The organism is Flammeovirga sp. SubArs3 (genome assembly GCF_947387565.1).
Taxonomy (GTDB): Bacteria; Bacteroidota; Bacteroidia; order Cytophagales; family Flammeovirgaceae; genus Flammeovirga; species Flammeovirga agarivorans.
The window spans coordinates 178,322-204,062 of sequence record NZ_CANDOA010000006.1; the positions used below are offsets into that span (position 1 = coordinate 178,322).

Here is a 25,741-nt window from a genome sequence, read left to right on the forward strand (position 1 = left end):
TCTATGTGGCGTTTTTTATTTTGATCTTCTGATTACTGGATCTAAGTTCTGAAGAATTTTTGCTTTCAATTTACTGTCAATTTCTGGATGTTGTTGAATGTAATCATTAGTGATCTTTACTACATGCTTTTCTGTTCTTTTACCTATCGAAGACCTGAGGTAATTGTATGGAAAGAATATATCACCTGTCTTTTGTACTTCAGGTAAGAGTTCTAAAATTGTGGGTATATGTTTTAATGATAATTTAGCCTGTAATGGATGATTGATATATCCTAACGCCTGTTCCACCCAAGGTTCGTTTCCTCTATTCTCCACCTTTTTCATATTTTCAATAAATTGATCCAATTGATCTTGTTGTTGACTACTACTTGGTAGAATATATTTTAGAAAATCTTGATAATAAGATGCTTCAATTAAACTTTGGCAAACGGCTAATTCCTCATCAGTCACTAACTGTTCGAGTCTCAATTTTTGTAATAAAGCAATTCTATTTCTATCATTTAGTTTTGGGGAAGTGTTCTTTTTTGTTAGGTAGCTTGAAAAGAAAGACTGATGCTTTTCAGTATGAGCAAATAATTTCAGAATATTAAAATAGAATGCCTTGATCTCTTTCTTTGAGGCGGACTCCATTAATTTCTTAAAAGTGTCAAATTCATTATTAGTGATAACGATACGCTCTTTATCATTTAGATAATACCAATAGACCTCATTCAATTGGCTGGATAGCATATTTTTTAATAATAAATTGTCTTCTACTTTTATTTGCTCAATAATAAATTGTACATATACTTCGATATCTACTTTTTGATGAAGAAAATTCTCGAATAATGTACCATATGCTACGACAACTTCAGTATCGGACAATGTATTGATAGAATTAATAACCTGTTCTTGCAATACTTCATCTAGTTCAAAATATCCGTATCCTTTTGCAGATTGATCTAAAGGAAAACCATTGATTTTAGAATTCAGCTGAATCTTTTGTTGATCTAATAATATATCTTCCTTGTTCACTTCTATGATTTGTGATGCATTCGGAACAGAGTATTGAATGGAAAGTAAATCTTCTTGTGATGTAAATTGAAGTAAAGGCATCCCTTCTTTTTTTACCCAGCTATCAGCCCATTCTTTTAATTCTAATCCACTAGCGGTAGAGATCTCAGCAATTAACTGATCAAATGTAGCATTACTAAAGGCGTATTTTGATAAATAGGATTGCAGTGCCTTTTGCATATTTTCTGGCCCCACTACCTTTTCCAATTGTGCCATAACTACAGGAGCTTTGGAATAAATAATTGCTCCATATAAAGTTCCTGCTAAGTTGAGATTATCTAATTGCTGTTGGATAGGATGGCTCCCCGCAGTCCTGTCAACCACATAAGCTCTATTTTGGTGGGAGAGGTAAAATTGAAGGTCGTGATTTATTTCTGGATAGTTAGGTTCTACAGCTTTTGCAGCAATGAAATTTGCAAAAACTTCCTTGAGCCAAACATCATTAAACCATTTCATGGTGACCAAATTTCCAAACCATGTATGGGCGACTTCATGTGCAATTAACTGTGCTCTTCTTAAATGTTCAGATGGTCCAGCATTTTCATCAAGAATTAAAGATGAAGCTCTATATTGTATCGCACCCACATGTTCCATTCCACCATATTGAAATGGAGGGATTAATGCAAAGTCTAATTTATGATATGGATAGGGTATACCTGTATATTCTTCCAACCATTTGATAGCATTGACATGAAGGTCAAATATGGCTTTTTTATTATTATTGATCTTTTCATCGCTTTCCATATGGAGCATATGGAATTTTTGTTTTCCATCATTATAAACGACCTCTTCAAATTCACCCGCTACAAATGAGAAAAGGTAGGTACTCATGGGTTGTGATTCTCTAAAAACGATTAAAGTTCTTCCATCTTCACTCGGTGTAGATTTTCCATATTCAGCACTTATAGCTTTCCAACTTTCGGGCATATCTAGGCTCAATAAGTAGGTAGCTTTTAAATCGGGTTGATCAAAACAGGGGAATAAGGTTCTTGCTCGGTCAGGAACAAGTAAGGTATACATATAGTTTTCCTTTCTATTAAGAGACTGATCACCAGCCGTAAAATGAAAAGAAATCTTATTTTTTCCTTCAGTTAATTTCTCAGATGGGATGACAATATGCTCTAGTTGGTAGCGATAGTCACTCGGTTGATTATTGACCACAAGGTTTGTGATCTCGTTATTATCAGTAGCAAAATCTAATAGTAAAGGATGGTCAGTATCTTTAATATCAACCTCTATATATGCTGTAGCTTGAATTTCTTCTTCCTTTAATTCAGGAAGGACAAAATGTAATTCATATCTAATATTGGATAAATTTTCAAAACGATGCTGTGCTAACGTAAGGCTAACACCATTCGTCTGAGGGAGATTCAATTCTTTTTTACATCCCATAATGCTAATTGATAAAAAAATTAGGAGTAATAACTTTCTCATATATGCTTGATTAATAATTTCTATAATCAAGATAGGAAAAGTAGAAAGTGAAAAAAACTTTTTTATTTAGCTTACAGAATTTAATTGACAGACTTTATTCTATGATTCCTTATTTGTGACTTTAAAGGAATATAAATTCTGAGATATATAACTATAAACCACAGAAACAGCAATAGTAAGCATTTTTGATGGTGTAGGGTAAAAGCCACAGACATCAACAAATAACTTCATTAGAAAATAATTGATGATAATCGCTCCCACACTAATCTGAAAATATCGGAAAAACTGCACTCTTCCTCTAAGGTCAGAATCTTGGAAGGTAATGTATTTTTGTAATAGGAAGCCAGTAGTTAACGTAATGGGGTAAACAATAAATAGAGCTGCAATGTGAGGACTTACCGTAACAAATTCTAAATCCAAATTATGTTCATCCACACCGTAATGAAAGACTAAAAAGTATAAAACAATATCTAACACCAAATTACCACCTCCACATACAGCATAACGGTATGTTTTTAAAGGCATAAAAGGCTTGAAGATAAAATAGAATAAGTCAATCAGTTGTATAAATTTTTCTCTCATTTTGTATGAATTAGCCGACAAATATACAGATCTAATTGAATAGTTGGAACAAGTAGAGCTGTTAGAAATCCTTAATCATACCCTCTTTTTCTAAACAACTGCTTATGAGTGATAACAATGTTTAATGTCGTCTTTAAATCTTAGCTACGAATACCTATTTAACGTTGATATAAAAAAACAATAAATTCGTCTATTACCTAATACCTATGAAAAAGTTACTTAACATATTAATTTTTAGCTTATTAATTATCAATACTTCTTTTGCTTCAGATAATCAGTATAATGATAATAAACTTGATGATAAATACACTTTAGATATTTCGTCACTTAAGGGAAGAGTATTTTCTCAACCGAATGAGATCAAGGCAATTCTTAGCGAATACTTGTCTGTTCGAGAAGAAGGAAATATGGATTATGTTTACAATCCCGATAACAACGAATTAGTGATGTATTTTAAAGATGGTATTGATAAATTAGTAGTGACAGACTGTAAAGTTACAAGTCAGTTGACTAACGTTTACATGACCGTTAATGAAGATATCAAATTACATGTTGTGTATTATAATGATACTGACAACATCTTGGATGTACGCGTTAGAAAGTATTTTCCAGACTGGGAAAGATACTTCGAAGTGGTTACAGAAGAAAATAAATAATAAAAATATTTCAAGTAAAGCCTCCATTAATATGAAAGTTGATGGAGGCTTTTTTTTGACCAAATTTACTCGGAAAAACGTTTTTTGAATGTCCATAAAAGCATTATGAAACTACTATTGTAAATAAATGAATATGATTGATAACGATATTTAAAACGTTGATAAATAGGAATCTAAAAGGGTTTTTGGTCGTTTATGAGTTTGTATTTATAATTTTTTAATCTCATATACATGAAAAAGATTTTTTATTTATTCATTGCATTAAACGTGAATTTACTTCACACTATGCTTGCTGCTCCTAACGATAAAATTGCTCCAAATGACAATGCCTTAACAATGGAAACAATAAAGGAGTTAAAAGGACAACATATTTCTGATGTTACCTTAATTTATGAGGTCATCGATTTCTATTTAGATATTCAAGAAGAAGGTAAAACAAAATACATTTATAATCCAGATACAGAAAACATCATTTTCTGGACAAACGAAGATTTTAAATGTTTAGAAATAAAAGAATTTAAAGATAGAGAAAATGCAACTAGCGTTAAGTTGCTATTAAATGATGAATACGAACTAAATATCATTCAACCAAAAGATGATATGGGCATCACAAAAGTATCATCAAGAACATTTTCAGAGAAACATAAGAAATTTATCAGTGTGATCACTTTCAAGAAAAAATAAGTAATCATTGGTATCAATAAGCCAGAATCTAAAATATAGGTTCTGGTTTTTTTATACTCTTCAGTCTATTCTATTTAATTTTATTGATTTTGGATTCTAAGATTATTATTAACTTCGCATCTTAATAAAATCAATCCTTCATGCATCCTAATAATTTACATAAAAAAGGTTACAATTTCGATAAGCTTGTAAAAGCACATCCTGCTTTAGCTCCATTCGTGATAATGGGTAAATCAGGTAGAAAAACGATCACTTTTTCTGATCCTAAAGCTGTGAAAGCTTTGAACTCAGCATTATTGAAATCGTACTATAAAGTTCAATATTGGGATATTCCAGAAGGATATTTGTGTCCACCAATTCCGGGTAGAGCAGATTATATTTTAAAAATTGAGGATATTTTAGAACAAACCACTTCGTTAAGACCAACAATGGTAAAAGGACTAGACATTGGTTCTGGTTCGAATATCATCTACCCTTTAATTGGAAAAGGAATGCTAGGTTGGCGATTTGTAGGAACAGAAGTTGATGATGTTGCTATAGACAATGCTCTTGATATCCTAAAAAAGAATAAGATTTCACCAAAAGAAATAGGTATCCGTAAACAAAAAAATATGGATAGTATTTTTAAAGGTGTGATAAGAGAAGGGGACAGGTTTGCATTTTCAATGTGTAACCCTCCATTCCATAAAAGTGCGGAAGAGGCTTTACAACAATCAACAAGAAAGGTAAAAAACCTAAACCCAAATAGTAAAGAAGTTACACTAAACTTCGGAGGCCAAAGTAATGAACTTTGGTGTGAAGGAGGCGAACTTGCCTTCATCAAAAAAATGATTAATGAGAGTAAAGATATTAAAGATCAAGTCATTTGGTTTACATCATTAGTTTCTAAATCAACGAATGTTGTTCCTATTAAAAAGCACATGAAAACTGTACGACCTGCTGAATTTCATGTTATCGATATGGGGCAAGGGCAAAAGAAAAGTAGATTTGTTGCATGGACATTCCAAAGTTTAAGTAAATAACTTTTTTGAAGGAATATGTCTAAGAAATCATCTTCATCTCATCCTCTTCATGGATACACCTTTATTGATCTGTTTGCAGGAATAGGTGGATTCCATTTGGCGTTGTCGAGTTTAGGAGCAACGTGTTTATCTGCTGTAGAGTGGGAGAAGCGATGCCAAGTTACGTATGAAGCCAATTTTGGTATCTTACCACAAGGAGATATCACACAAGTGGATGAGAAAGATATTCCTACGCATGATATTCTATGTGCGGGTTTTCCTTGTCAGGCTTTCTCTATATCTGGAAGACAAAAAGGATTTGAGGATACTAGAGGCACTTTATTTTTTGATGTAGCAAGGATTATTCAATCTAAAAAACCTAAAGTTGTTTTTCTTGAAAATGTGAGGAATCTGATTCGACATGATCAAGGAAAAACACTAAAAACGATTTTATCAACATTAGAGTTATTGGGGTATTCGGCAAAAACAAAACTTCTGAATGCAAGAGATTTTGGATTGCCTCAAAATAGAGAACGATTATATATTGTAGCTTTTAGAAAAGATTTAGAAATAGATTTTTCATTTCCGATAGGAACACATAAAAAGGTGGCTTTGAAAGAGTTTCTTTTAGAAGATCCAAAGGATGGGAAAGTGATAGATCGTGATGATATCCGATTTTATAAAGACATTTCAGCTTTTGATGTGCTAAAAGAAACAGAATACCCCAATAAGCCTATACAAATTGGGACTGTAAATAAAGGTGGTCAAGGCGAACGAATATACCATGAAAATGGTCATGCTATTACTCTTTCGGCGTATGGTGGAGGCGTAGGTTCAAGAACTGGTTTATATCTTGTAAAAGGTAAAGTACGTAAACTATCCCCAAGGGAATGTGCTCGATTGCAAGGTTTTCCAGATAGTTTCAAGATCACTTCAAAATTAACACAAGCATACCAACAATTTGGAAATTCAGTAGCTGTAAATGTAGTAAAAGCAATAGGAGAGAAGATTAGTTTTTCTCTTAATCAAAGAGATAAAAAAACACCCCAAACGCCTTAAAAAGACAAATGGGGTGACAGTAATTAATAATCAGTTTTACTTTTTATGAAGATACTGTATTATCATTATTGCTTTATGAATTTAATAGGACTGAACCCTTCAATCATTACAATGTAAATTCCCTTTTGTAATCCACTTACATCCAGAGATTGATGACTTGTTGATTGCTTCAAAATACTACCTTTTAAATCAAGTACTTTAATCGGTGTGTCTTCAGATAACCCTTTAATATTTAAACGGTGTTGTACTGGGTTTGGAGCCAAGTAAGGTTGCTCTGAAACCAACTGTTCTGAAGAGGTAATTCGATTATTACTGTCTTCATTCATAGTAAAATTAACGATATCCGACCAAGCTGACATATAGGTTGTATTCATTGCTCGAATTCTTACTGAGTAGTTTTGACCAGGCAGTAAGTTTGATAACCAAAACTCATCAGGGTCTACATTTTGGATATTATCAATAGTATTCCAAGCCTTTCCTTCTTGCTTATATTGAATCCTATGGTATGTCGCATTATTTCCTTCTTGCCAAGTAATTTTTGCTGCATAAATATATGCAAGTACATCTGTAATTATTGGCTTCGAAACAGGTTGATCATCATTGACAGTAACCGTACATGATTTGGTAAAACTACCATCTTCAGTTGTTGCTATAATTGTTGCAACTCCTGCAGAGATAGCGGTAATCGTTCCATTATCATCGACAGTAACCACACTAGTGTTATTAGAGGTCCAATTTACAGAATGATTACTAGCATAGGCGGGTAGTGTTGTTGCTATTAACGTTTCTTGGCTTCCTGCATTTAATGCAATAGCGTCAGTAGACAATTGTAAGCTTTCAATAGGAGCCACCTCACTTGGTACTAATTGTCCATTTTTGTTATTGATAGCACCAATATTAGGAGAACCACTAAATAGATCAACAGGATTTCCATAAAAATCTTCTGTAGGATAGGCAGGGATATGGGCAAAAATACCTGTTCCTGCACTTGGAATCGGAGGTCCTACATTTAAAACACCACTATTTTCTGCTGGACTGTTTTCATTTAATTGATACCCTAATGCATTTCTTGCACCTTCGGCATAAAATAAAGGATCAGCAACTACCTTGCTATTGTCAAGGTTAGAAAAGTTGTTGTGCACATCCCCATAAAATAGGTTATTTTGAACATAAAGTGTTTCTCCATGTGTATCAATTTTTACCTGTTTACCACCAATGCGTCCCTCTTTAGCATAGAATACATTATTGAAAATATATGTTGCCTTACCATCAATATCGATAGAAGTTGAATAGGCGCTATCCATATATACTGTATTATTATATATAAAATTCTGATCACTATAATGTGTTCCGGCAGGAACTACTTCATTGACCCATATTGTATGATTACTATTAGTCCATGAAGGATTTTCTCTCCAACCGTCATTGATCGATACATTAAATCTATAGATAGAATTTAAGTTACCACCTAAAATTTCAACAAATCCCCCTTCACAATCTTCCATATAATTGTATTGGATAAAGGTATTGACATTTTCATGATCTATATGAATACCATGAGAATCCAAATGTCCTCTTGTACTTAAACATTTGTTGTATTGAATCACTGTATTGAAACATCTCCAATTCCAAACCGAACTACCTCTACCTGGCATTCTTGGGTCTTTACTTGAACCCGGACGATCAAAAATGTTATGTTCGATCAAACAATTAAATGTTCGTATAGGAAGGATACTAGTGCCACCTAATTCAACAAATTCGTTGTTTCTAAAAACACTATTATAATTAGCATTTAAAGAATCATTACCAACTCCTGTATCTCCACCGTCGTGTTTTACATAAACCCCTAAACGTTGTATATCAGTAAAATAATTGTCTTCAACTAAAATGTTATTAATGTTTTTCTCTTCACCATTTACCGAATTCTTAGTGGAATAGAATTTAATACCTGAAACTTCTAAACTATTAAAGGCATCTTCTCCTTCTTCTTTTAAAATAGCTTTTGGTGCATATACATTTCTAATAATTGAATTTCGTATTATAAAATTAGAAAGTGATTTTGAACCTGAATTAACAATTTGAATCCCAAATGCATCCAGTTCACTGACACCCTCTCTGTTGTCAATTCTTTCATTGTTAATTTCAATTCCATCAATAATTATATTGTCATTATTTTCAATCAACAACGCCTCTTGGTAATCTCCACCGTTTTCACTTCCCACCACACCACTGATGATTGGTAACTCTCCATTACCATAAGATGACACCAATAAAGGAGAATTTTCACTTCCTGATCCATTGACAATAAAGTGTCCATAAAAAGTATCTCCTTTTTCAAAAAGGATACTATCACCAACGCCAACAGAGGTTGCACTAATTTTTTCTAGTGATGCCCAAGGTGATGTAATACTACCATCATTAGTATCATTGCCGTCATTACTTAAATAAAATGCTCTACTAGCTCTTGAAGTACCAAAAGCAACACTTCCTAAATGAGTTTTCCAAGCCGCATTACCATTAGAAAACTGAACTTTAATGTACTTGGCTTTTGATGGAATTATACCCGAATTTGAATAGATAACTTCTGCTCTGTATCCAAGATCAATAGTAAGTGAATTATATATTGAAAGTGCAGTAAAGTTTATATTATCTTCTGAATAATAAACGTTGACGTCAGCATTACCTATATCTCCAGCTACAGTGTATGTTTTTACATTTAATGTTTGAAGATTATTTACGGCATAGGTAATATGAGCATCTTCTATTGTAGATCTTACTAATCTATTAGTATCATTATTGAAATTGACTTCGCTATCTGTAGAAAGAATAAAGCCGGAATAGTCTACAGTTTGGTTAAAGTCAGTCAATTCATCTGTGTTAATACTATTTGGTAATTCCTTATATGAAATTTGAATGGCCCCCAATTGAGCTTTCCAAGATGCATCTCCTCCCGATATTACGATTTTTAAATAACTGTGAGAAAGGGTACCGGTAGGGGTAACGCTTTCAAGTGTTCTCAATGAGCTATTATCGCTTAAAAATGAGCGGTTTACATTGACTGAAGTATAATTTACCCCATCATTGGAACTCAATATTGAAAGATCTCCGGCATTCTGATCGCCATCGACAGACCAAAAGTGTAAATTGAAATCAGTGATTTCTGTAAAATGGTAAATTAATGAAGCATCCTCTGTAGAGCTCCTGACGATTCTACTTGAATCATTATTAAAATTGAGAGGGTTGCCATGATCTATTATTAGGTGATCCGAATGTTCATGAATAAACTCCAGTGATTCAAAGTCATCAGTGAAGGTTTGTGCAAAACCAGAAATGGATACACCCACGGTAAATAGAGTAAATAGTAAAGAAGCTGTAAAATTTAATCTCATAGTATAATTCGTTTCTATTTCATTTAATAGATAACATTCGCTGGTTATCTTTATGGTAAATTTTATTAAGTGTTGTTGTTACAAATATTGATGAAGGAAAAGGAATATTTAAGTAGTATATAGACAAAAAGTAGCCAATAATTGATAGATGTGAACTTTTTTAAAAAGTTATTGGTCATATAATCAGCTTTGTATCAATTACCCTTCTGAAAGGATAAATGAACGATGTGAATTATATTAATTTGAATTACAAATAATAATTTTTCTTAGTGACTGCTATATTTTTGATAGATAATTTTTCTAAACACATTCTTAACTAGTACTTATTATTAGCTATATTTATTCTGTGATAATTTTATAGCAAAAACAGAGATGAGAAGATTACTACTTTACCTAATTTCTTTATTTACATTTCTTACACTGACAGCCAATTGTGATATTGAAGCCAGTATCGAACCTAAACCAAAAGTGTTTATTGTTGACCAGTCTTGGAAGGCAGACTACAAAGTCTTTGTCGTAGGGCAGTCGTATCAGGCCGATATCATTGTATCTTCAAAAAGTTATGAAAGCAGTGCCGATTGGATTCTTGTAGATCAATTGTACCAAGCCGATATTAAAATGTTTGTGACAACGAAAAGCTATGAAGCCGATTATAAAATCTATTTTAGATGAATGGTTGTACCTGTTAAGAAATATTTAGATATATTTAACACTACCGAAAACTTCCCTTAACGTATTGAAAATCCTATTTTTTATTTAAATATTTCAATTACACATAACACTTTGCAGAATAAGTGTAAAAAAGGCATTGATATTCACCTATAAATAGGTTCATATTTGCACTGAAAAAGCAGATGTATTGGCGATTACCATCTGTGCGTTTTAGAAGGTTTCTAAAGCGAGTTTAAAAAACGTCTTAAATAATCTACACAATGGTTTCTAAGAAACTTTTACTTCCTTTCCTAATGATGGTTGGCTTGTTTGCATCTACTCAAACACAAGCACAAAACTTTTCTAGTACATTTATTGAATATGCATACGGTTGGAACAATACCGATTATGTAACAGGTGCCAATCCTAAAAATGGTGGCATGAACCTTTTCACACTAGATCATACTACTGTAACAAAATGGGGTGGTGTTTATGGCTTCGTAAACTTTATGGGAGCACCTGATGGTTTCTACTTAACAGGTTTCAATAACGAAGATTTAGACCCAGCTGCAGCAAACTACCGTGTATACTCTGAGGTTTCTCCTTGGATCAGTTTAGGTGGTATCACGGGTAAAGATTTTTCTTTAGGTCCAATTGCAGATTTTTCAATTGATACTCAAGTAAACATGGGTAATGGATTTTTTGCAGGTCTTGCCGGTTTAGGTATGACTTTTAAAGCACCTAAAGGTGGTTTCTTAAAACTTTCTACGTATTGGAGAACTGACAACATCAGAGAAGATGCAGTTCAGTTTACAGGGGTATTTGATTTACCTATTTGGAAGAAGGCTGGTTTCAGAATCCAAGGCTTCTTCGATTTAATTCCAAATGCAACAAACAAGCCTGAGTTTGGTCGTACAGACATGGGTACAGATTTCATTTCACAAACAAGATTTTTATTTGACGTTGGTAGAAACACAGTATTTAAAAACGATGAGAACTCTAAGTTGGAAATCGGTTGTGATATCTACATGCACTTTAACAAAAACTTGGCTGAAAACGATGCTACAGCATTCGTTCCACAACCTTGTGTGCGATTAACATTCTAATTTATAAGTTGACTACTTATATTCGCCAAATAATCATTCAGGTTTAAATAAAAGAGAAATGGAATTACTGGAAAAAGTATTCAAATTAAAAGAAAATAATACCACAATTAGTAAGGAGTTTATTGGTGGTTTAACTACTTTCCTTACTATGGCATATATCATTTTTGTCAATCCTGATATCTTATCACAAGCTGGGATGGATAAAGATGCCTTATTCTCTGTTACATTATTAGCTTCAATCGTAGGTACATTATTGGCTGCGTTTTGGGGTAAGATGCCATTTGCTATGGCACCGGGAATGGGCCTTAATGCTTTCTTTACCTATACAATCGTTTTAGGTGCAGGTGTTCCTTGGGAAACTGCCTTAGGTATTGTATTTATTTCAGGTGTTGTTTTCGTAATACTTACTTTTGTTGGTGTTAGAGAGAAAATTGCTAACGCTATACCATTGTCTTTACGTATTTCAGTAACGGCAGGTATTGGATTATTTATTACGTTTATTGGTATGAAAAACATGGGTTTAATTGTGGATCACCCAGCTACATTAGTAAGCTTAGGTCCATTTACACCTACGTTAATCATATCGTTACTAGGCTTTATTTTAATCGCATATTTAGAATATAAAAAAGTAACTGGTGGTATTTTAATTGGTATCGTAGCTATTACGGTAGTAAGTACCATCTTCGGTTATGTCGAATTACCTTCTTCTATTGTAAGTACACCTCCTTCAATTGAGCCTGTATTTATGAAATTAGATATTATGGGTGCTTTGAAATTTGCTTTTATCGGACCAATCTTCTCGTTTATGTTTGTAGATTTATTTGATTCATTATCTACAATCATTGCTTGTTCAAATCAAGCAGGTTTAACGAAAGAGGATGGATCTGTACCAAGATTAGAAAAAATCTTAGAAGCAGATGCAGCAACTACAGTAGCGGGTGCAGTTTTAGGTACTTCTACAACAACTATCTTTATTGAGTCTGCTTCAGGTATTGCATCTGGTGCAAGAACAGGTTTAGCATCGGTGTTTACAGCACTAATTATGACTGCTTGTTTATTCTTTGCACCATTAGCCGGAATCGTTCCTGCTTATGCAACAGCGCCAGCATTATTAATGGTCGGTGTTTATATGTTTATGAACATCAAGCACATCAAATTTGATAATATGTTAACAGCGGTACCTTCGTTCTTAACGATTATCATGATGCCATTAACTTACTCTATTTCAATGGGTATTACATTCGGATTTATTTCTTATGTAGTATTAATGATCTTAGGAGGAAAAGGTAAAGAATTACCAATTACAATGTATGTGATTGGAGTTCTTTCTGTGGTGAACTTAATCGCAGGGTAATTCATTACAAATTCATACTATCGCCAAAAAGGTCCATCAATAATTCTTGTTATTGATGGACCTTTTCTTTTCTATTTATTCAAATATTCTGTAAATTATTACTGATATTCAGTTTGTTATAGGTTTCGTTACTATTTGTAACCTTATATATTCTGCTAAAACCATTTTAATCTCATATTATTACAGAAACCAAAAATCTATATTATTCTATTTTTTTATTTAACTACTATTATTAATGAAAAAGTATACCCTGCTTTTTATTGTTACTTTGTTGATTGGTATTTTCTCTTACTCATGTTCATCGACTGAAGATGATGCAACCCCTTCAAATAATACCACTACAAATACATCCAGCGATGATGATACATCTGACGAAGATGCTACAGATGAGACTGCTGATGAAAATCAAAGTGAAAACGATTCAACGAATACTGAAGAAGAAGAAGAAACTCCAGAATTTTTAATTGCCTCCGAGTATTTTAATCAGGAATCACTAATATCTATTGAAACAGTTACTGCTACTCTTGAAGATGGCACTACTGCAGAGTGTTTTGAAATTACTTTCTCTGCTAACCCCGTTGAAAATGATAGCCCACTTTGTCCTGAAACTTTAGAGGATGTAGGAGGTCTTGGAATATATGATGGAGATACAAATCCAGGTTTTCAAGTAATGAAAAGGGCTTTATTTGAAGCCATGGAACAGGATGGTTATGATATTGTAGATGATCAAGGAAATATTAGAATCGATGATTTTCAAAGCGGAGCATTAGAGAAAAACCTTTCTTATTGTCTTGATGCGGCTCCAGATGATGACTTAGAACTAACGTTTATAATTCCTAAAACTCCAAAGCTAGCTTCATCTGTAAATACTATAGAAACAGTAGAATTGATTGGTGTATCCATAGATGGAGTACCAATTAATGGAACACCACCTTCGGCCATTAGTGGACCGACAAATAGAATAATGGCTAGTGCAAAAATACCATCTTTGGATAGATGTGGAGGTCATAAGGACCCTGCTGGGTATTACCATTGGCATTTCATTGCAGAAGTAATGGATCGAGTATTAGTTGCTAATAATATCACAGATATAAATTGCGGAGATTATGTCGATCAATTGCTAGGTGATGCAACAAAGTTGGTAGGTTTTGCCAAAGATGGATACCCTATTTACGCTTATGCTGTGGAACCCGATGATTTAGATGAATGTGGAGGTAGATCAGCTATCACAACTGAGTATCCTGATGGTGTATATCATTATGTGGCAAGTACAACCGATGCACCTAATGTTCCGGTATGTTTAAAAGGAGTGGCCGTTCGTTCAAACAATTTCAGATATGAATAAAATAATCTTCCTAATCGTTGGGTTATGCTTAAGCTATGGAGTTAAAGCACATAATCCTCTATCAGCTAAATTCTATCTTGAAAAACAAGATTCGCAAGGGCTATTAAGTATATACCTCAGCCAAGATGGAGTAGATGCAGCTCTACTAAAAGCATACGGTGAAAAGGAGTTTGAAAATTATACCGTAGGGCAGTATAAATCACTAATAGTAAGATATATAAAAGAAAAATTTAAGTTGAATATCAATGGAAAGGAAATCATACTTTTAGATGGTGGTATTAAGTTGGGTAAGCATCAAACCGATCTGAAATTTATCACTACTGAAGTCCCTTCTAAAATTCATACTTTAAAAGTACAAATTGAAGCATTTTCTGAAAATGAGGACCATCAATCTCTCTTTGTTTATAAAATTGGTGAGTCTAATGGTAAAGCCATTTTATCTAATCGAAATGATTTTACAGACCATTTTACGAAAACAGTTGAAACTTCTGGAATGCCACAATCTGTTGCCATTACCATTGGGGCAGTATTAATTCTGTTATTTATCTTATTTACAGAAAGAAGGCGTTTGATTTAAATACTCTGTAGTATAATCGTGTAGATTGTTACTTTGAATTCCTTATCAAAGTTATTAAGTTGCATTAGCGAATTAACAATCTATATTTTTTATGATGACTATTTTTAGATCAGTAGTATTCTTTATCATAACTACCTTAGCAATCTCTTGTAAGCAAACTGAAGTTGATGAAATAGATCTTCAAGGTACATTAACCTTTGATATTGAGATTAATCCAATGGGGAACCAACGAATTATTGAAGATACTATTGACAAGAAAGATTTTACTATTGTTATTAAAGATGATTCGGGTAATATTATCCACGAATTAAATAACTTTACAGGAACTCCAACTTCTCTTCAATTACCTGAAGGAGACTATTCAATGTTGGCCTATTTAGGTGAATCGATGTTCGGATTTGATACACCGTTTTATTCAGGTTCTTCTGACTTTTCAATCACACCTTCAGAAACTACATCATTATCAGTAACATGTACATTGGAGAATGTAAAACTGGAGCTCTTTTTTTCAGATAGTATTAAGTTACAATACCCATCTATTTATGTACAACTTAAAAGCGGTAATGATTCAATTATCTATGCAAATGATGAAATTCAAGGACTTTACTTTAGTGAAGGCGAAATTGAATTAAAAATCATCTATGATGAAGACAATACTAATGATTTTATGGTAAAAACAATGTCTACAGAGGCAAATGATTATTATAAAATCTTTCTAAGTTTTACAGATGAATCAATTCTTGACGATTTAGATAAGATTGATCAAAACATATCATATCAAACAATCCATCTTGATAAAAATTGGCAATATCCAATCATTAACCTTCTATCTGGAAATAATGGAGAGAAAAAATGGGTATTAGATAAATCTACTTTTGGTCATGTTGGTATTGGCCCATCATCTGAAAATGAGCCTACTTGGCTCAAAATTAATGCATATGAATTTGATGAATATGGTGTATATGATGATAATTTCTTATTTGATCCTTCAAATAAGTCCTTTATCCTTGAAAATAATGGATCTTCTTTAGTTTTTGGCGATGAAAAAAATAAGGAGTATTATGAACAACTTGGAGGTATAAATCAGGGTGAGAAATTAAATTATATTTCTTACAAAATTAACCCTATAAATACTGAAGATTGGAAGTGGAGTTTATCTAAGCATGAAGAAAGGTTATATCTTGAATTAACAGGTGGAGCTTATCCAATAATTCATTCTACTATAAATGAAAATAAATATGAAATTTTACTTCTAAATGAAAATGAATTAACCCTTAAAATTACGTCTAATAACGGAGATTTTTCACATTTCATTACTTTTTTGGAAGAAGGGTATGAAAGACCAGATGTTAATGAGACAGTAAGACAATCTTTATACGATATTTATGACAATTTTGGTGGTGTAAATTGGACGAAAACTCATGATTTTAATTCTTCAAAACCTGTTAGAGAATGGAGAAATGTTGTGGTGAATAATGAAGGTAAATTAGTTGAGCTACATTTGAATGATATGGGTTTAGCAGGGAATTTAAATGAATTAGTAGATTTTAGAGACTTCCCAGATTTATTAATACTAGATATGTCACAAAATCAGTTAAGTGGGGAGTTACCTTCATCTTTATCTGAATTAAAATCAATTAATAAAATTAATTTAAGTTCTAATGGATTCAGTGGAGGTATTCCCGATAAGTGGGAAAGTTTAATAGAACTTGGTACATTAAAATTGAATTCAAATCAATTAACAGGTGATATTCCAAACTATTTAAATGATTTTGAGGATTTATGGATCTTGAAATTAGAAAATAACAATTTTTCTGGTGTAATACTTAAAGAGTTATTTGATAAACTTACAGGTTACGCTCCATGGAATGAGTTCACATATGATGATCAGAACAATCCATATGAAAATTAATAAAAACGACCAATGCATATCAATTGTATTGGTCGTTTTTATTACATAGTAATTTTACTAAGTCTTAACGATAAAAAACATTGAACTGATTTACCTTCTTTTCTTTAAAAGTGGAGTACTTTTTAATCAGATCATTAAGTTGAGAATCTATATTTTCTGTTACCTCACCTCCATGGAAACAGATGATTTTTTTAGGGGATAAACTCTTAATAGTTTTTACCGAATCAACTACGGTATCAAGATCAAGGTTGAACTGAGAGTTGGCTATATCTAATTTTCCATCTCTAAAAACAATTGCATCACCAGCAATAAGCGTATGACTCTTTTTATTGAAGAGTGAAATATGACCTTTGGTGGGACCTGGAGTTTCCACGACTTTCCAAGTATTTAATAATTCATCCTGATGTTTTACAGTATGATTCACTTTGAACCTTCTAACGTTTTGAAGCGAATAGATAAATTTTCTTCCCCAAGGCTTATAAGCATCAGGTAAATGATCAAACGAAGAAATTGCCTGTTCTAATCTCTCCGAAATGACTTTACCTTCTAGTGAAGCTTTTTCCTTTCTAGATGAAATGATCTGAATTGAACGGTTAGATTCTTTAATTGCTTTTACGCAACCAATATGGTCGATGTCATCATGTGTAATAATAATGCCTTGTAGGTGTTGATATGATAGTCCATGTTTTTGAAGCTCTATTTCTAATTGGGCATAAGACTCATTATAACCAGTGTCTACAAGATAGTTACCTAGAGGACTCTTAATTAAAGTTGGGTATAATTTGGATTCCTCTCCGTCGATGATAGTTGAGATGTGTAATATATTAGAAGTCATGAGTTTATAGTAGAAGTATATTGTTTTCCTAAGTTATAATATTTTTTGGATCAAATTGTTTTCATTCACTATTGTTAAAATTTCTTTACAAAGTTACTAAAAATAAAAAATGATACTAAGTTAGTAACATATTACTGAATAAGTAACATTATGAAGGCAAAAGATAAGATCATTCAGGCAGCAAAAAACCTCTTTTTTGACAGAGGAATCATAAAGGTGAGTATCACAGAAATAATTTCTGATGCTAATGTTTCTAAGATGACTTTTTATAGAAACTTCAAAAATAAAGATGAACTTATTCTTGAGATAGTCACTGGAATTTCAAACCAAGGAATTCAGGACTTTAAGGAAGTGATAAAAAAGGAAATCACTTTTCAAGAAAAATTAATAGAGGTGATCGATTTCAAGATTGAGTATAGCAAGCATCTATCCCTCACTTTTTTACAGGACTTGTACAGTTATTTTTCACAAAAAGATACAGAAGTACTCACAGCATTAGAGCGTATAAAAAGTGAAAGTAATGCTTTGTTTGTTCAGGAAATACTTTTGGCTAAATCAAAAGGAGAAATTTCAGAAGATATATCAGTTGAATTTATTATGTATATGATGAATAAACTCCAAGAAATGATGAACGATGACCACCTTCTTCATATGTTCTCATCATCAGAAGAAATGACAAGATCGATTACTAAGTTTTTTTTCTTTGGTATCAGTAAATAATGTGATGATGAGGTATCTTTTAATTTACATATTACTTGCTCTATCAATAAAAGTAACGGCTCAGTCTACTTTAGATTTCAACGGACTGTTTCAGGGGTTTACTACTTATTCACCTGAGTCAGATCAACAACAGCTTTGGACCGGTGTACGATATATCCCAGAATTGAAATATGAATTTGAAATAGATTCCTTACAAAGTATCTCTGCTTACGTTTCCGCTAATATTTATGGATCTGTTCAATATGCAGGAGGTAATTCCATTTGGGAGGGAACAGTAGCACCTTATAGAGCATGGGTTCGTTATGCTTACGAAAACAGTGAAGTGAGAATTGGCTTACAGAAAATAGACTTTGGTTCTTCTACTTTATTAAGACCGTTACAATGGTTTAATCAAATAGACCCAAGAGATCCTTTAGGCTTAACTAATGGAGTTTATGCCGCATTAGGGAAGTATTACTTTAAGAACAATGCAAATATTTGGTTTTGGGCTTTATATGGAAATGAAGAGACGCGAGGATATGATATACTGCAAACAGTAAGAAATCATCCAGAGCTAGGAGGTAGGTTACAATTACCTACCCCGAAAGGAGAAATTGCCTTTTCCTATCATCATAGAACAGCTGTGTTTGATAACCGTTGGAACATCAATGATCCGCTTTTTATTGAAACACCGGAGAATAAGTATGGTGTGGATGGGAAGTGGGATATTGGTATTGGAATCTGGTTTGAAGGGACTTATACAAAAACTAAAGACCCAATCGTTTTAAATGCTAATAGTGATCCATTAGGATTGACTCACCAAGCATTATTGGATGTCGGAATAGATTATACCATCAAAGGGGTAAATATAGTTTTCGAGCATTTATTTACGAGATATGGAGAAGAAATCAATCAACCACAATATAAAGGTAATACAAGTGCCATTTCATTTAATTATCCTGTCAGCTTCTTTGATAATATTTCATTGATGATCTATCAGGATTGGACGAATGATGGTACAGGTGTTTATGCCACTTATAACCATGATTTTGATATCTGGACAGGGTATATCATGGCATATTATAACCCAACAACTCAAATTTCAACCCCATATGTAAATAACGATCTGAACCAATTTACACCTGGTTTTGGATTGAGACTTATGGCAACATTAAATCACTAAATAAAACTGAAAATGGAAACAAGCAACATTATTGAAATTCGAAAAGTAACGAAACGGTTTCCTGTAGGTGAATCCGAGTTTACTGCATTAAGTGATATTGAACTCAATTTCAAAAAAGGAGAATTTGCTGGGTTAATTGGCCCAAGTGGATCTGGAAAGACAACATTACTGAATCTAATTGGCGCATTGGATACCTGTTCTGAAGGCGACATATTAATAAGTGGTAAAAACGTAGCAGCAAAATCTGATGAGGAATCGGCATTGCTCAGGAATCAACATATAGGCTTTATTTTTCAGAGTTATAACCTATTGCCAGTTTATACCATTTATGAGAATGTAGAATTTCCTTTACTACTACAAAAACGTACAAAAGCCGAAAGAAAAGAAGCAGTGATGGAAGCACTGGAATGGGTGGGTTTAGCTAATATTGCAAACAAAAAGCCATCACAAATCTCAGGAGGTCAAGCACAAAGAGTGGCTATAGCTAGATCAATAGTGAAAAAACCAGATATTGTTTTAGCTGATGAACCAACAGCAAATTTGGATTCAAAGAATGCTTATAAAATCATGGAGATTCTTAAGCAATTAAACGAAGAATTAGGCATCACTTTTATATTCTCCTCACATGATAATAAAGTAATAGAATCACTCGATCGAGTAATATCATTAGAAGATGGTAAGGTAAAGAACGACGAAAGTAAATAAAGCGATGGAAACGATACATAATATATTACTAAGTTTTCGACTAGCTTTTAGGAATATCATTAGTTCAGGGTTGAGAACTTGGTTAACGATAATCACATTATCTCTGGCATTTGTGATGATCCTATTTTTCAATAGCCTATATATGGGTTGGGAATACCAAGGGATCAAGGATCAAGTGAACTGGGAGTTTGCAGAAGGACAATTGATTCATGCAGATTATGATAAAATGGATCCATTTACGATCGAGTCAGGACATGGTCAATATTCAGAAAATGCACATTTAACCCCAGTATTAATCCGTCAGGCAAATATTTACCCTGATGGACGAATGTTACCAATTTTATTAAAGGGGATTGCGTCAGATCAGGATGTAGTTAAACTACCCACAAAGGTTTTATCCAATTCTGAGGTGCCTATTCCGGTAATTATTGGTCAAGGGATGGCGCAAGACAATCACTTGAAAAAGGGTGATGAAATCTTAATGAGGTGGAAAGATAAAAATGGAACCTTTGATGCTCAAAATGTTACTATTGTTGATATTTTCGAAACAACTGTACCAACAGTTGATGCTAACCAAGTTTGGATAGGTTTGGAAAAATTAAATCAACTAACAGGGTTTCATCAACAGGCCACTTACCTTCTAGCAGATAAAGAATATAAACATCAAAATATAGAAGGTTGGGAATACGAATCAAAACAGGAATTACTTCAACCTTTTTATGATTTGATAGAAATGAAAAAAGGAGGTTCTTCATTTCTATATGGAATTCTCATGTTGATCGCATTAATCGCCATTTTCGATTCTCAGGTATTTTCTGTTTTTAAACGTCAAAAAGAAATTGGGACCTATATAGCTTTAGGTTTTACCAAAAAAAGAGTCACTTTCTTATTTACTCTAGAAGGCACAATGTATGCGTTTATTGCGACAATTGTCGGTTCAGCAGTGGCTATTCCATTAATTATGTGGTTGAACAAAGTCGGTATTCCTATGACTTCCAATTTGGAACAATCAAGAAAGATGGGAATTACTATTGATGAGTTTATATACCCATTATTAACTCCAGAGTTATTTTTCAAAACTATAATATTGGTGGTGCTTTTATCGGCTGTTATTAGCTATCTACCGGTGAGAAAAATATCTAAAATGAATACTGTTGACGCTTTAAAAGGGAAGAAATAATGTTTGAGTTTTTATTTAAAGGTCTTATTAGAGACAAAAGTAGAAGTTTACTCCCTGTTATTGTTGTTAGCTTGGGAGTAACATTATCTGTATTCTTCATAGGTTATATTGAAGGATTTTCTACAGATATGATTAGTCAAAATGCTCGTTTTGGAACTGGTCATGTGAAAGTAATGACAAGGGAGTATGTTAAAAATATATCACAACGTCCTTTAGATTTATCAATCTTAGAAGCTGATAAGTTATTAGAACAACTAAATGATAAATACCCAGAGATGGATTGGGTAAGAAGGTTCTCCTTTGGTGGTATTCTTGATGTACCCGATAAAAATGGAATTACTAAAACACAAGGTATTGCAGGTGGAATGGCATTTAACCTATCATCTTCATCTAAAGACCTAGAAAGAATGCAGATCCGAGAGAACCTTGTCGAAGGAAAAATGCCTTCTGGTTCATTTGAAATGTTGTTGGGGAAAGGTCTGGCCGAAAGAATGGGAGTAAAGTTAGGGGATACAATTACCTTCTTCGGAGCTACTATGGATGGAAGTATGTCTTTTCAAAATTTCACATACGTGGGAGCAGTATCTTTTGGAATGTCTGTCATGGATGATAGAACTTTTATTATAGATACAAAAGATGCTGAACAAATCTTGGATATGGAAAATGCCGCTCAGGAAATTTTCGGTTTTCTTCCCAATGATATTTATGATGGAGACAAGATACAGGAAGTAAAGAATTCATTCAATGCACTTTATGAAAATGATACTGATGAATATGCACCAGAAATGTTGGCATTGAGAGATCAGAATGGTTTAAGCACTATGTTGGACTTGATGAACACATTTGCATCAATTTTTAATATCTTCTTTATTTTTGCCATGTCTATTGTTTTATGGAACACAGGTTTATTAGGTGGATTAAGAAGGTATACTGAATTCGGAATCCGAATCGCAATTGGAGAGTCTAAAAAAGCAATTTATAAAAGCCTTTTGTTGGAGTCTGTAATAGTTGGAGTCATAGGTTCTATCATAGGAACTGTATTCGGCTTACTTCTTACATTTTATTTACAAGAAGTAGGTTTAGATATTTCTAATGTAACATCTGGCCAAAATAGTGTTTTGATTAGCAATGTCATTCGGGCTAAATTGGTTTCAACTCAACTTTGGATAGGTTTTATACCCGGTGTAATGGCCACTTTCCTTGGTGCTTTATTGTCAGGAAGAGGAATTTTTAAGCGTCAAACATCAGAATTATTTAACGAATTGGGTGTTTAAATACTAGAACAATGAAAAAAATAATAACAATAGTTTTACTTTATATATCCTCTTTATCACTTGCTCAAGATGCACAGAGTATCTTAAAGAAGATTGATCAAAACATGTATTCTGAAACTAAAATTTCTACGTCGAAAATGATCGTCTATGGAAAAAGGAAAACTAAGGAAATTGTTTCAAAAGGTTACACTAGAGGAACTTCAGATTCCTTCTCAGAATACCTATCTCCCGCAAGAGAAAAAGGTACAAAAATGTTGAAATTAGAGGATAAACTTTGGATCTATTCTCCATCTTCGGATCGTACTATTCAAATCTCGGGTCATATGTTAAGGCAGTCAGTCAATGGATCAGATATGTCTTACGAAGATATGATGCAAGAACGTAAGTTAGTAGATACCTACAAAGCTACATTGGTAGGAGAAGAAGAAATGAATGGAGAACAATGTCTTGTTCTAGATTTAGAGGCGAAAGTAGCAGATATAACTTATTACAAAATGAAAATGTGGGTAACTAAAGATCATTATGTACCCATGAGACAAGATCTTTTTGCCAAAAGTGGTCAAATGCTAAAGCAGATGAATATGTCTGATATTCGAAAAGTAGGAGATAGGTATTTTCCTTTTAAAATGAATTATAAAGACGTATTGAAAGATGGAAAAGGAACCGATTTTATTATTATGGATCTACAAGATAATGTTCCTATTCCTGACCATGTTTTTAATAAAAGTAATTTAAAGAAATAAATAGTGACTTAGAACCAATCCTGCAAGGCCTGTGAAAGATTTTCATGGGCCATTTTTTTGATTTAGTAAAGTTATGATAAATGTTATGTGATATCACCCAATCTATTTTTAACTTCGGTTCAAAATTAATCTATAGGTAAAATGAATACTTTAGAACAGATTCAACAATTAAACAGCGACGGCCAAAAGGTCGATGTAGAATATATTCTAGATGAAGATCACTATGATTTATTAATGGATTTGGCAGAAGCTGAAACTGATGATGAAGAAGAGGAGATCTTTAAACAAATGGAAGGCGTACCAAATTTACCAATAATGGCTTCTGTTATTGAACTTTGGGAAAACACTGTCGGAGCAGTGATGATCTATAAAGAGTTCTCAGAAGGTACCGGTATTACGATGTCAGAAAAGTCTGAATTGGAAGAAGAACTCTGTGGAGAGTTATCCAATGACTTTTCAAGATTTACAGTAATCATCAATAATCAAGTGGTTAGAGTACAAGTAAAAGGATAATAAAAAAGGCTACCAAATAGGTAGCCTTATATGTTTTATTCTAGATCCCAATTAACTTTAAATGCACCATTATTGAGTGCGTCATAATAGCTATCATCATAGTTAGTGACATTTACTTCATAATTTAAAGGAAGATTATCAAATAACGTATTGGTATTATCTTGATTTAGAGAAGATAAATTGAAATTAAATTCCCTTGCCAAGTGATTAGACTTATTTAAAGTAATATAGATGGCCTGTCTAAAATTCGGGTTTGATTGATCCAATTTTTTCACCATAACGAACTTATAAAAATAATCTGCATTGTGATTATTTATTGTTACATCGCCATCTTGAATTGAAATTCCAAAATCTTCTGGACTATAAAAATTTCTATAATTTGTAAAAGGAAGTTCTTTTGTCGTTGTAGTTAAGAGGGAATAATATTCTGTTTGATTATTATCAGCTCTTAATGAATAAATGACTTCAGTATTTTCGTTAAGTACTTTTTTCGTCTTATAATATTCGATATTATTCTCATCGTAGAAGTCAAACATATTATAAATTTGACCTACAATACCATCAGATTTAACAAAACAAGAAACCAGTAGTCTTTCTCGATCTTCGTATGGTAGAGCTTTCCAATCTGAAGGTTCAGTTAATTGATCTTCTTCTACCCATAATGTGTCTCCATTATTAATATACGATAGTACAACGATATTTGAATTGTCACCTGAAGAGATCACTAAGTCATTTAGTGTAACTCTTTTAATTGCAGTTGGGTCAATAATATTTTCGAAAGTTGTAAATTGATAGCCATCTTTTGTTGTAGTTTCATACTTACCATATCTACCTGATAAGCTGTAGTCTATCGAATTGTTAATTGCAACAGTAACGGACTTGTAATCACCCTTATTGCTAGAAGAAGCATAATTAATCTTAGAAGCACCATTTGAAGAAATTTCATCAATATACATACTATTACCCACTGAAGTAACAGTAGAACCATTTGATGAAGGATTTTCTTGGGTATTATTAATGAGTTTACAGAGGAAATACTCTTGTCCTTCATACCCCTCAGGGATTTCAAGAGTAAGAGAATCACCTTCAATATTTGCAACATTATAAATGTCTGTAATTCTATTGTATTCTAAATCTGCATAAAATAGATCTATTGAAAAAGCCGTCCAGACATCAGTGTATGAGAAGTATTGAAGTTGAATATAATTACTCTCATAAAAGATAGCGGGGAAATAATTATCAACTTCCATACTTATTGTCGTAGTAACTTCTACTTCCTCTTCTGATAGAACTTCTTTTAAAGAAAGTTTAACCTCCAAGTTTACAAAACCTTCAGGTAGCTCCTTACTGTCAATTGGAAAATTAATGGAAGTTGAATCCTCAGAGAAAATACCTTCTGATATCTGCTGATTATTATGTTCAAGTACAACTGCTGTAATTTCTAAATATTCGAGATCCAAGTCTTGAATAGAAGCCGATAAAGTATCATCACCTCTTAGAAATGATAAGGTAGAGTCTGATACTAAAGTGGGAAGGTCAAATTCTGTCTCAAGGTCTTCTTCATTTTGCTCTTGTTCTTCTTCTAGCTCTTCTACTACTTCTTTTTGGGAAGTACAAGAAGCATTAAAAAAGAGTATTGAAATACATAAGATGGAAAATAGTTGCTTAATCATAGTGATCAGTAATTTTGTTTTAGCGATGGAAATATCAATAATAACAGTATTAAAGTATTGATCTATAGTTACTTAATTGAATTGAAGTTGAGAATTTGTTTTCTTAAGGATACTGATGAAAAGATGTAGCGTT

The 25,741-nt window shown here is 32.8% G+C and carries 22 protein-coding genes; 17 read left to right on the forward strand and 5 right to left on the reverse strand.

All coding sequences use genetic code 11. The annotated features are described in order from the left end of the window. Window positions 1-15: 15 nt before the first annotated feature. Both QL232_RS17825 and QL232_RS17830 read right to left on the reverse strand, forming a co-directional pair. The gene (locus tag QL232_RS17825; RefSeq protein WP_281615179.1) at window positions 16-2,487 is read right to left on the reverse strand and encodes a M1 family aminopeptidase; all 2,472 of its coding nucleotides are present in this window, start codon (window positions 2,485-2,487) and stop codon (window positions 16-18) included. A 99-nt stretch (window positions 2,488-2,586) separates the two neighbouring features. Beyond that, window positions 2,587-3,069, reverse strand: coding sequence for a GtrA family protein (locus tag QL232_RS17830; RefSeq protein WP_168884384.1), 483 nt, complete (start codon window positions 3,067-3,069; stop codon window positions 2,587-2,589). Between the two features lie 206 nt (window positions 3,070-3,275). On the opposite strand from QL232_RS17830, the gene QL232_RS17835 reads away from it, so the two are divergent. From QL232_RS17835 to QL232_RS17850, 4 genes are all read left to right on the forward strand, one after another. Further along, a complete protein-coding gene (locus QL232_RS17835) occupies window positions 3,276-3,725 on the forward strand; it encodes a hypothetical protein (RefSeq protein ID WP_168884385.1) in 450 nt (149 codons plus the stop codon). A 231-nt stretch (window positions 3,726-3,956) separates the two neighbouring features. After that, on the forward strand, window positions 3,957-4,409 hold the full coding sequence (locus QL232_RS17840) for a hypothetical protein (RefSeq protein WP_281615180.1): 453 nt from the start codon (window positions 3,957-3,959) through the stop codon (window positions 4,407-4,409). A gap of 140 nt (window positions 4,410-4,549) precedes the next feature. Next, the gene (gene rlmF / locus QL232_RS17845; protein ID WP_281615181.1) at window positions 4,550-5,431 is read left to right on the forward strand and encodes a 23S rRNA (adenine(1618)-N(6))-methyltransferase RlmF; all 882 of its coding nucleotides are present in this window, start codon (window positions 4,550-4,552) and stop codon (window positions 5,429-5,431) included. 15 nt (window positions 5,432-5,446) lie between these two features. Then, window positions 5,447-6,469: a DNA cytosine methyltransferase gene (locus QL232_RS17850; RefSeq protein ID WP_281615182.1), complete on the forward strand. Its 1,023-nt coding sequence runs from the start codon at window positions 5,447-5,449 to the stop codon at window positions 6,467-6,469. A gap of 65 nt (window positions 6,470-6,534) precedes the next feature. Here QL232_RS17850 and QL232_RS17855 read toward each other — a convergent pair whose 3' ends face one another. Next, complete coding sequence (locus tag QL232_RS17855) at window positions 6,535-9,858, reverse strand: Ig-like domain-containing protein (RefSeq protein WP_281615183.1); 3,324 nt, start codon at window positions 9,856-9,858, stop codon at window positions 6,535-6,537. A 372-nt stretch (window positions 9,859-10,230) separates the two neighbouring features. Between QL232_RS17855 and QL232_RS17860 the strand changes: the two genes are divergently transcribed. From QL232_RS17860 to QL232_RS17885, 6 genes are all read left to right on the forward strand, one after another. After that, window positions 10,231-10,530, forward strand: a complete 300-nt coding sequence (locus QL232_RS17860) for a DUF6150 family protein (RefSeq protein ID WP_281615184.1) — start codon at window positions 10,231-10,233, stop codon at window positions 10,528-10,530. A gap of 260 nt (window positions 10,531-10,790) precedes the next feature. Continuing rightward, on the forward strand, window positions 10,791-11,615 hold the full coding sequence (locus tag QL232_RS17865; protein WP_281615185.1) for a hypothetical protein: 825 nt from the start codon (window positions 10,791-10,793) through the stop codon (window positions 11,613-11,615). Between the two features lie 58 nt (window positions 11,616-11,673). Next, window positions 11,674-12,969: an NCS2 family permease gene (locus QL232_RS17870; protein WP_168884392.1), complete on the forward strand. Its 1,296-nt coding sequence runs from the start codon at window positions 11,674-11,676 to the stop codon at window positions 12,967-12,969. A 235-nt stretch (window positions 12,970-13,204) separates the two neighbouring features. Beyond that, entirely contained in the window at window positions 13,205-14,314 is a 1,110-nt protein-coding gene (locus QL232_RS17875) for a YHYH protein (protein WP_281615186.1), read from the forward strand. Then, complete coding sequence (locus QL232_RS17880) at window positions 14,307-14,891, forward strand: hypothetical protein (RefSeq protein ID WP_281615187.1); 585 nt, start codon at window positions 14,307-14,309, stop codon at window positions 14,889-14,891. Before QL232_RS17875 ends, QL232_RS17880 begins: the two co-directional genes overlap by 8 nt. 91 nt (window positions 14,892-14,982) lie before the next feature. Further along, window positions 14,983-16,803 (forward strand): DUF4493 domain-containing protein, encoded by a 1,821-nt coding sequence (locus QL232_RS17885; RefSeq protein ID WP_281615188.1) that lies wholly within the window; start codon window positions 14,983-14,985, stop codon window positions 16,801-16,803. A gap of 64 nt (window positions 16,804-16,867) precedes the next feature. On the opposite strand, the gene QL232_RS17890 is transcribed toward QL232_RS17885, so the two are convergent. Beyond that, window positions 16,868-17,638: an MBL fold metallo-hydrolase gene (locus QL232_RS17890; RefSeq protein ID WP_281615189.1), complete on the reverse strand. Its 771-nt coding sequence runs from the start codon at window positions 17,636-17,638 to the stop codon at window positions 16,868-16,870. A 150-nt stretch (window positions 17,639-17,788) separates the two neighbouring features. Here QL232_RS17890 and QL232_RS17895 point away from each other — a divergent pair, with 150 nt between their 5' ends. The 7 genes from QL232_RS17895 (at window position 17,789) to QL232_RS17925 (ending at window position 23,935) form a co-directional block, all read left to right on the forward strand. Next, window positions 17,789-18,358: a TetR/AcrR family transcriptional regulator gene (locus QL232_RS17895; RefSeq protein WP_281615190.1), complete on the forward strand. Its 570-nt coding sequence runs from the start codon at window positions 17,789-17,791 to the stop codon at window positions 18,356-18,358. 4 nt (window positions 18,359-18,362) lie between these two features. Then, a complete protein-coding gene (locus QL232_RS17900; protein ID WP_281615191.1) occupies window positions 18,363-19,520 on the forward strand; it encodes a hypothetical protein in 1,158 nt (385 codons plus the stop codon). A 12-nt stretch (window positions 19,521-19,532) separates the two neighbouring features. After that, window positions 19,533-20,225 (forward strand): ABC transporter ATP-binding protein, encoded by a 693-nt coding sequence (locus QL232_RS17905; RefSeq protein WP_281615192.1) that lies wholly within the window; start codon window positions 19,533-19,535, stop codon window positions 20,223-20,225. Between the two features lie 4 nt (window positions 20,226-20,229). Next, window positions 20,230-21,405 (forward strand): FtsX-like permease family protein, encoded by a 1,176-nt coding sequence (locus tag QL232_RS17910; protein ID WP_281615193.1) that lies wholly within the window; start codon window positions 20,230-20,232, stop codon window positions 21,403-21,405. Beyond that, window positions 21,405-22,679, forward strand: a complete 1,275-nt coding sequence (locus QL232_RS17915; protein ID WP_281615194.1) for an FtsX-like permease family protein — start codon at window positions 21,405-21,407, stop codon at window positions 22,677-22,679. Before QL232_RS17910 ends, QL232_RS17915 begins: the two co-directional genes overlap by 1 nt. 11 nt (window positions 22,680-22,690) lie before the next feature. Further along, window positions 22,691-23,422, forward strand: coding sequence for an outer membrane lipoprotein-sorting protein (locus tag QL232_RS17920; protein WP_281615195.1), 732 nt, complete (start codon window positions 22,691-22,693; stop codon window positions 23,420-23,422). A gap of 141 nt (window positions 23,423-23,563) precedes the next feature. After that, window positions 23,564-23,935: a hypothetical protein gene (locus tag QL232_RS17925; protein ID WP_281615196.1), complete on the forward strand. Its 372-nt coding sequence runs from the start codon at window positions 23,564-23,566 to the stop codon at window positions 23,933-23,935. Between the two features lie 35 nt (window positions 23,936-23,970). Here the strand turns inward: QL232_RS17925 and QL232_RS17930 are convergent, their stop codons facing one another. After that, on the reverse strand, window positions 23,971-25,608 hold the full coding sequence (locus QL232_RS17930) for a hypothetical protein (protein ID WP_281615197.1): 1,638 nt from the start codon (window positions 25,606-25,608) through the stop codon (window positions 23,971-23,973). Window positions 25,609-25,741: the final 133 nt, after the last annotated feature.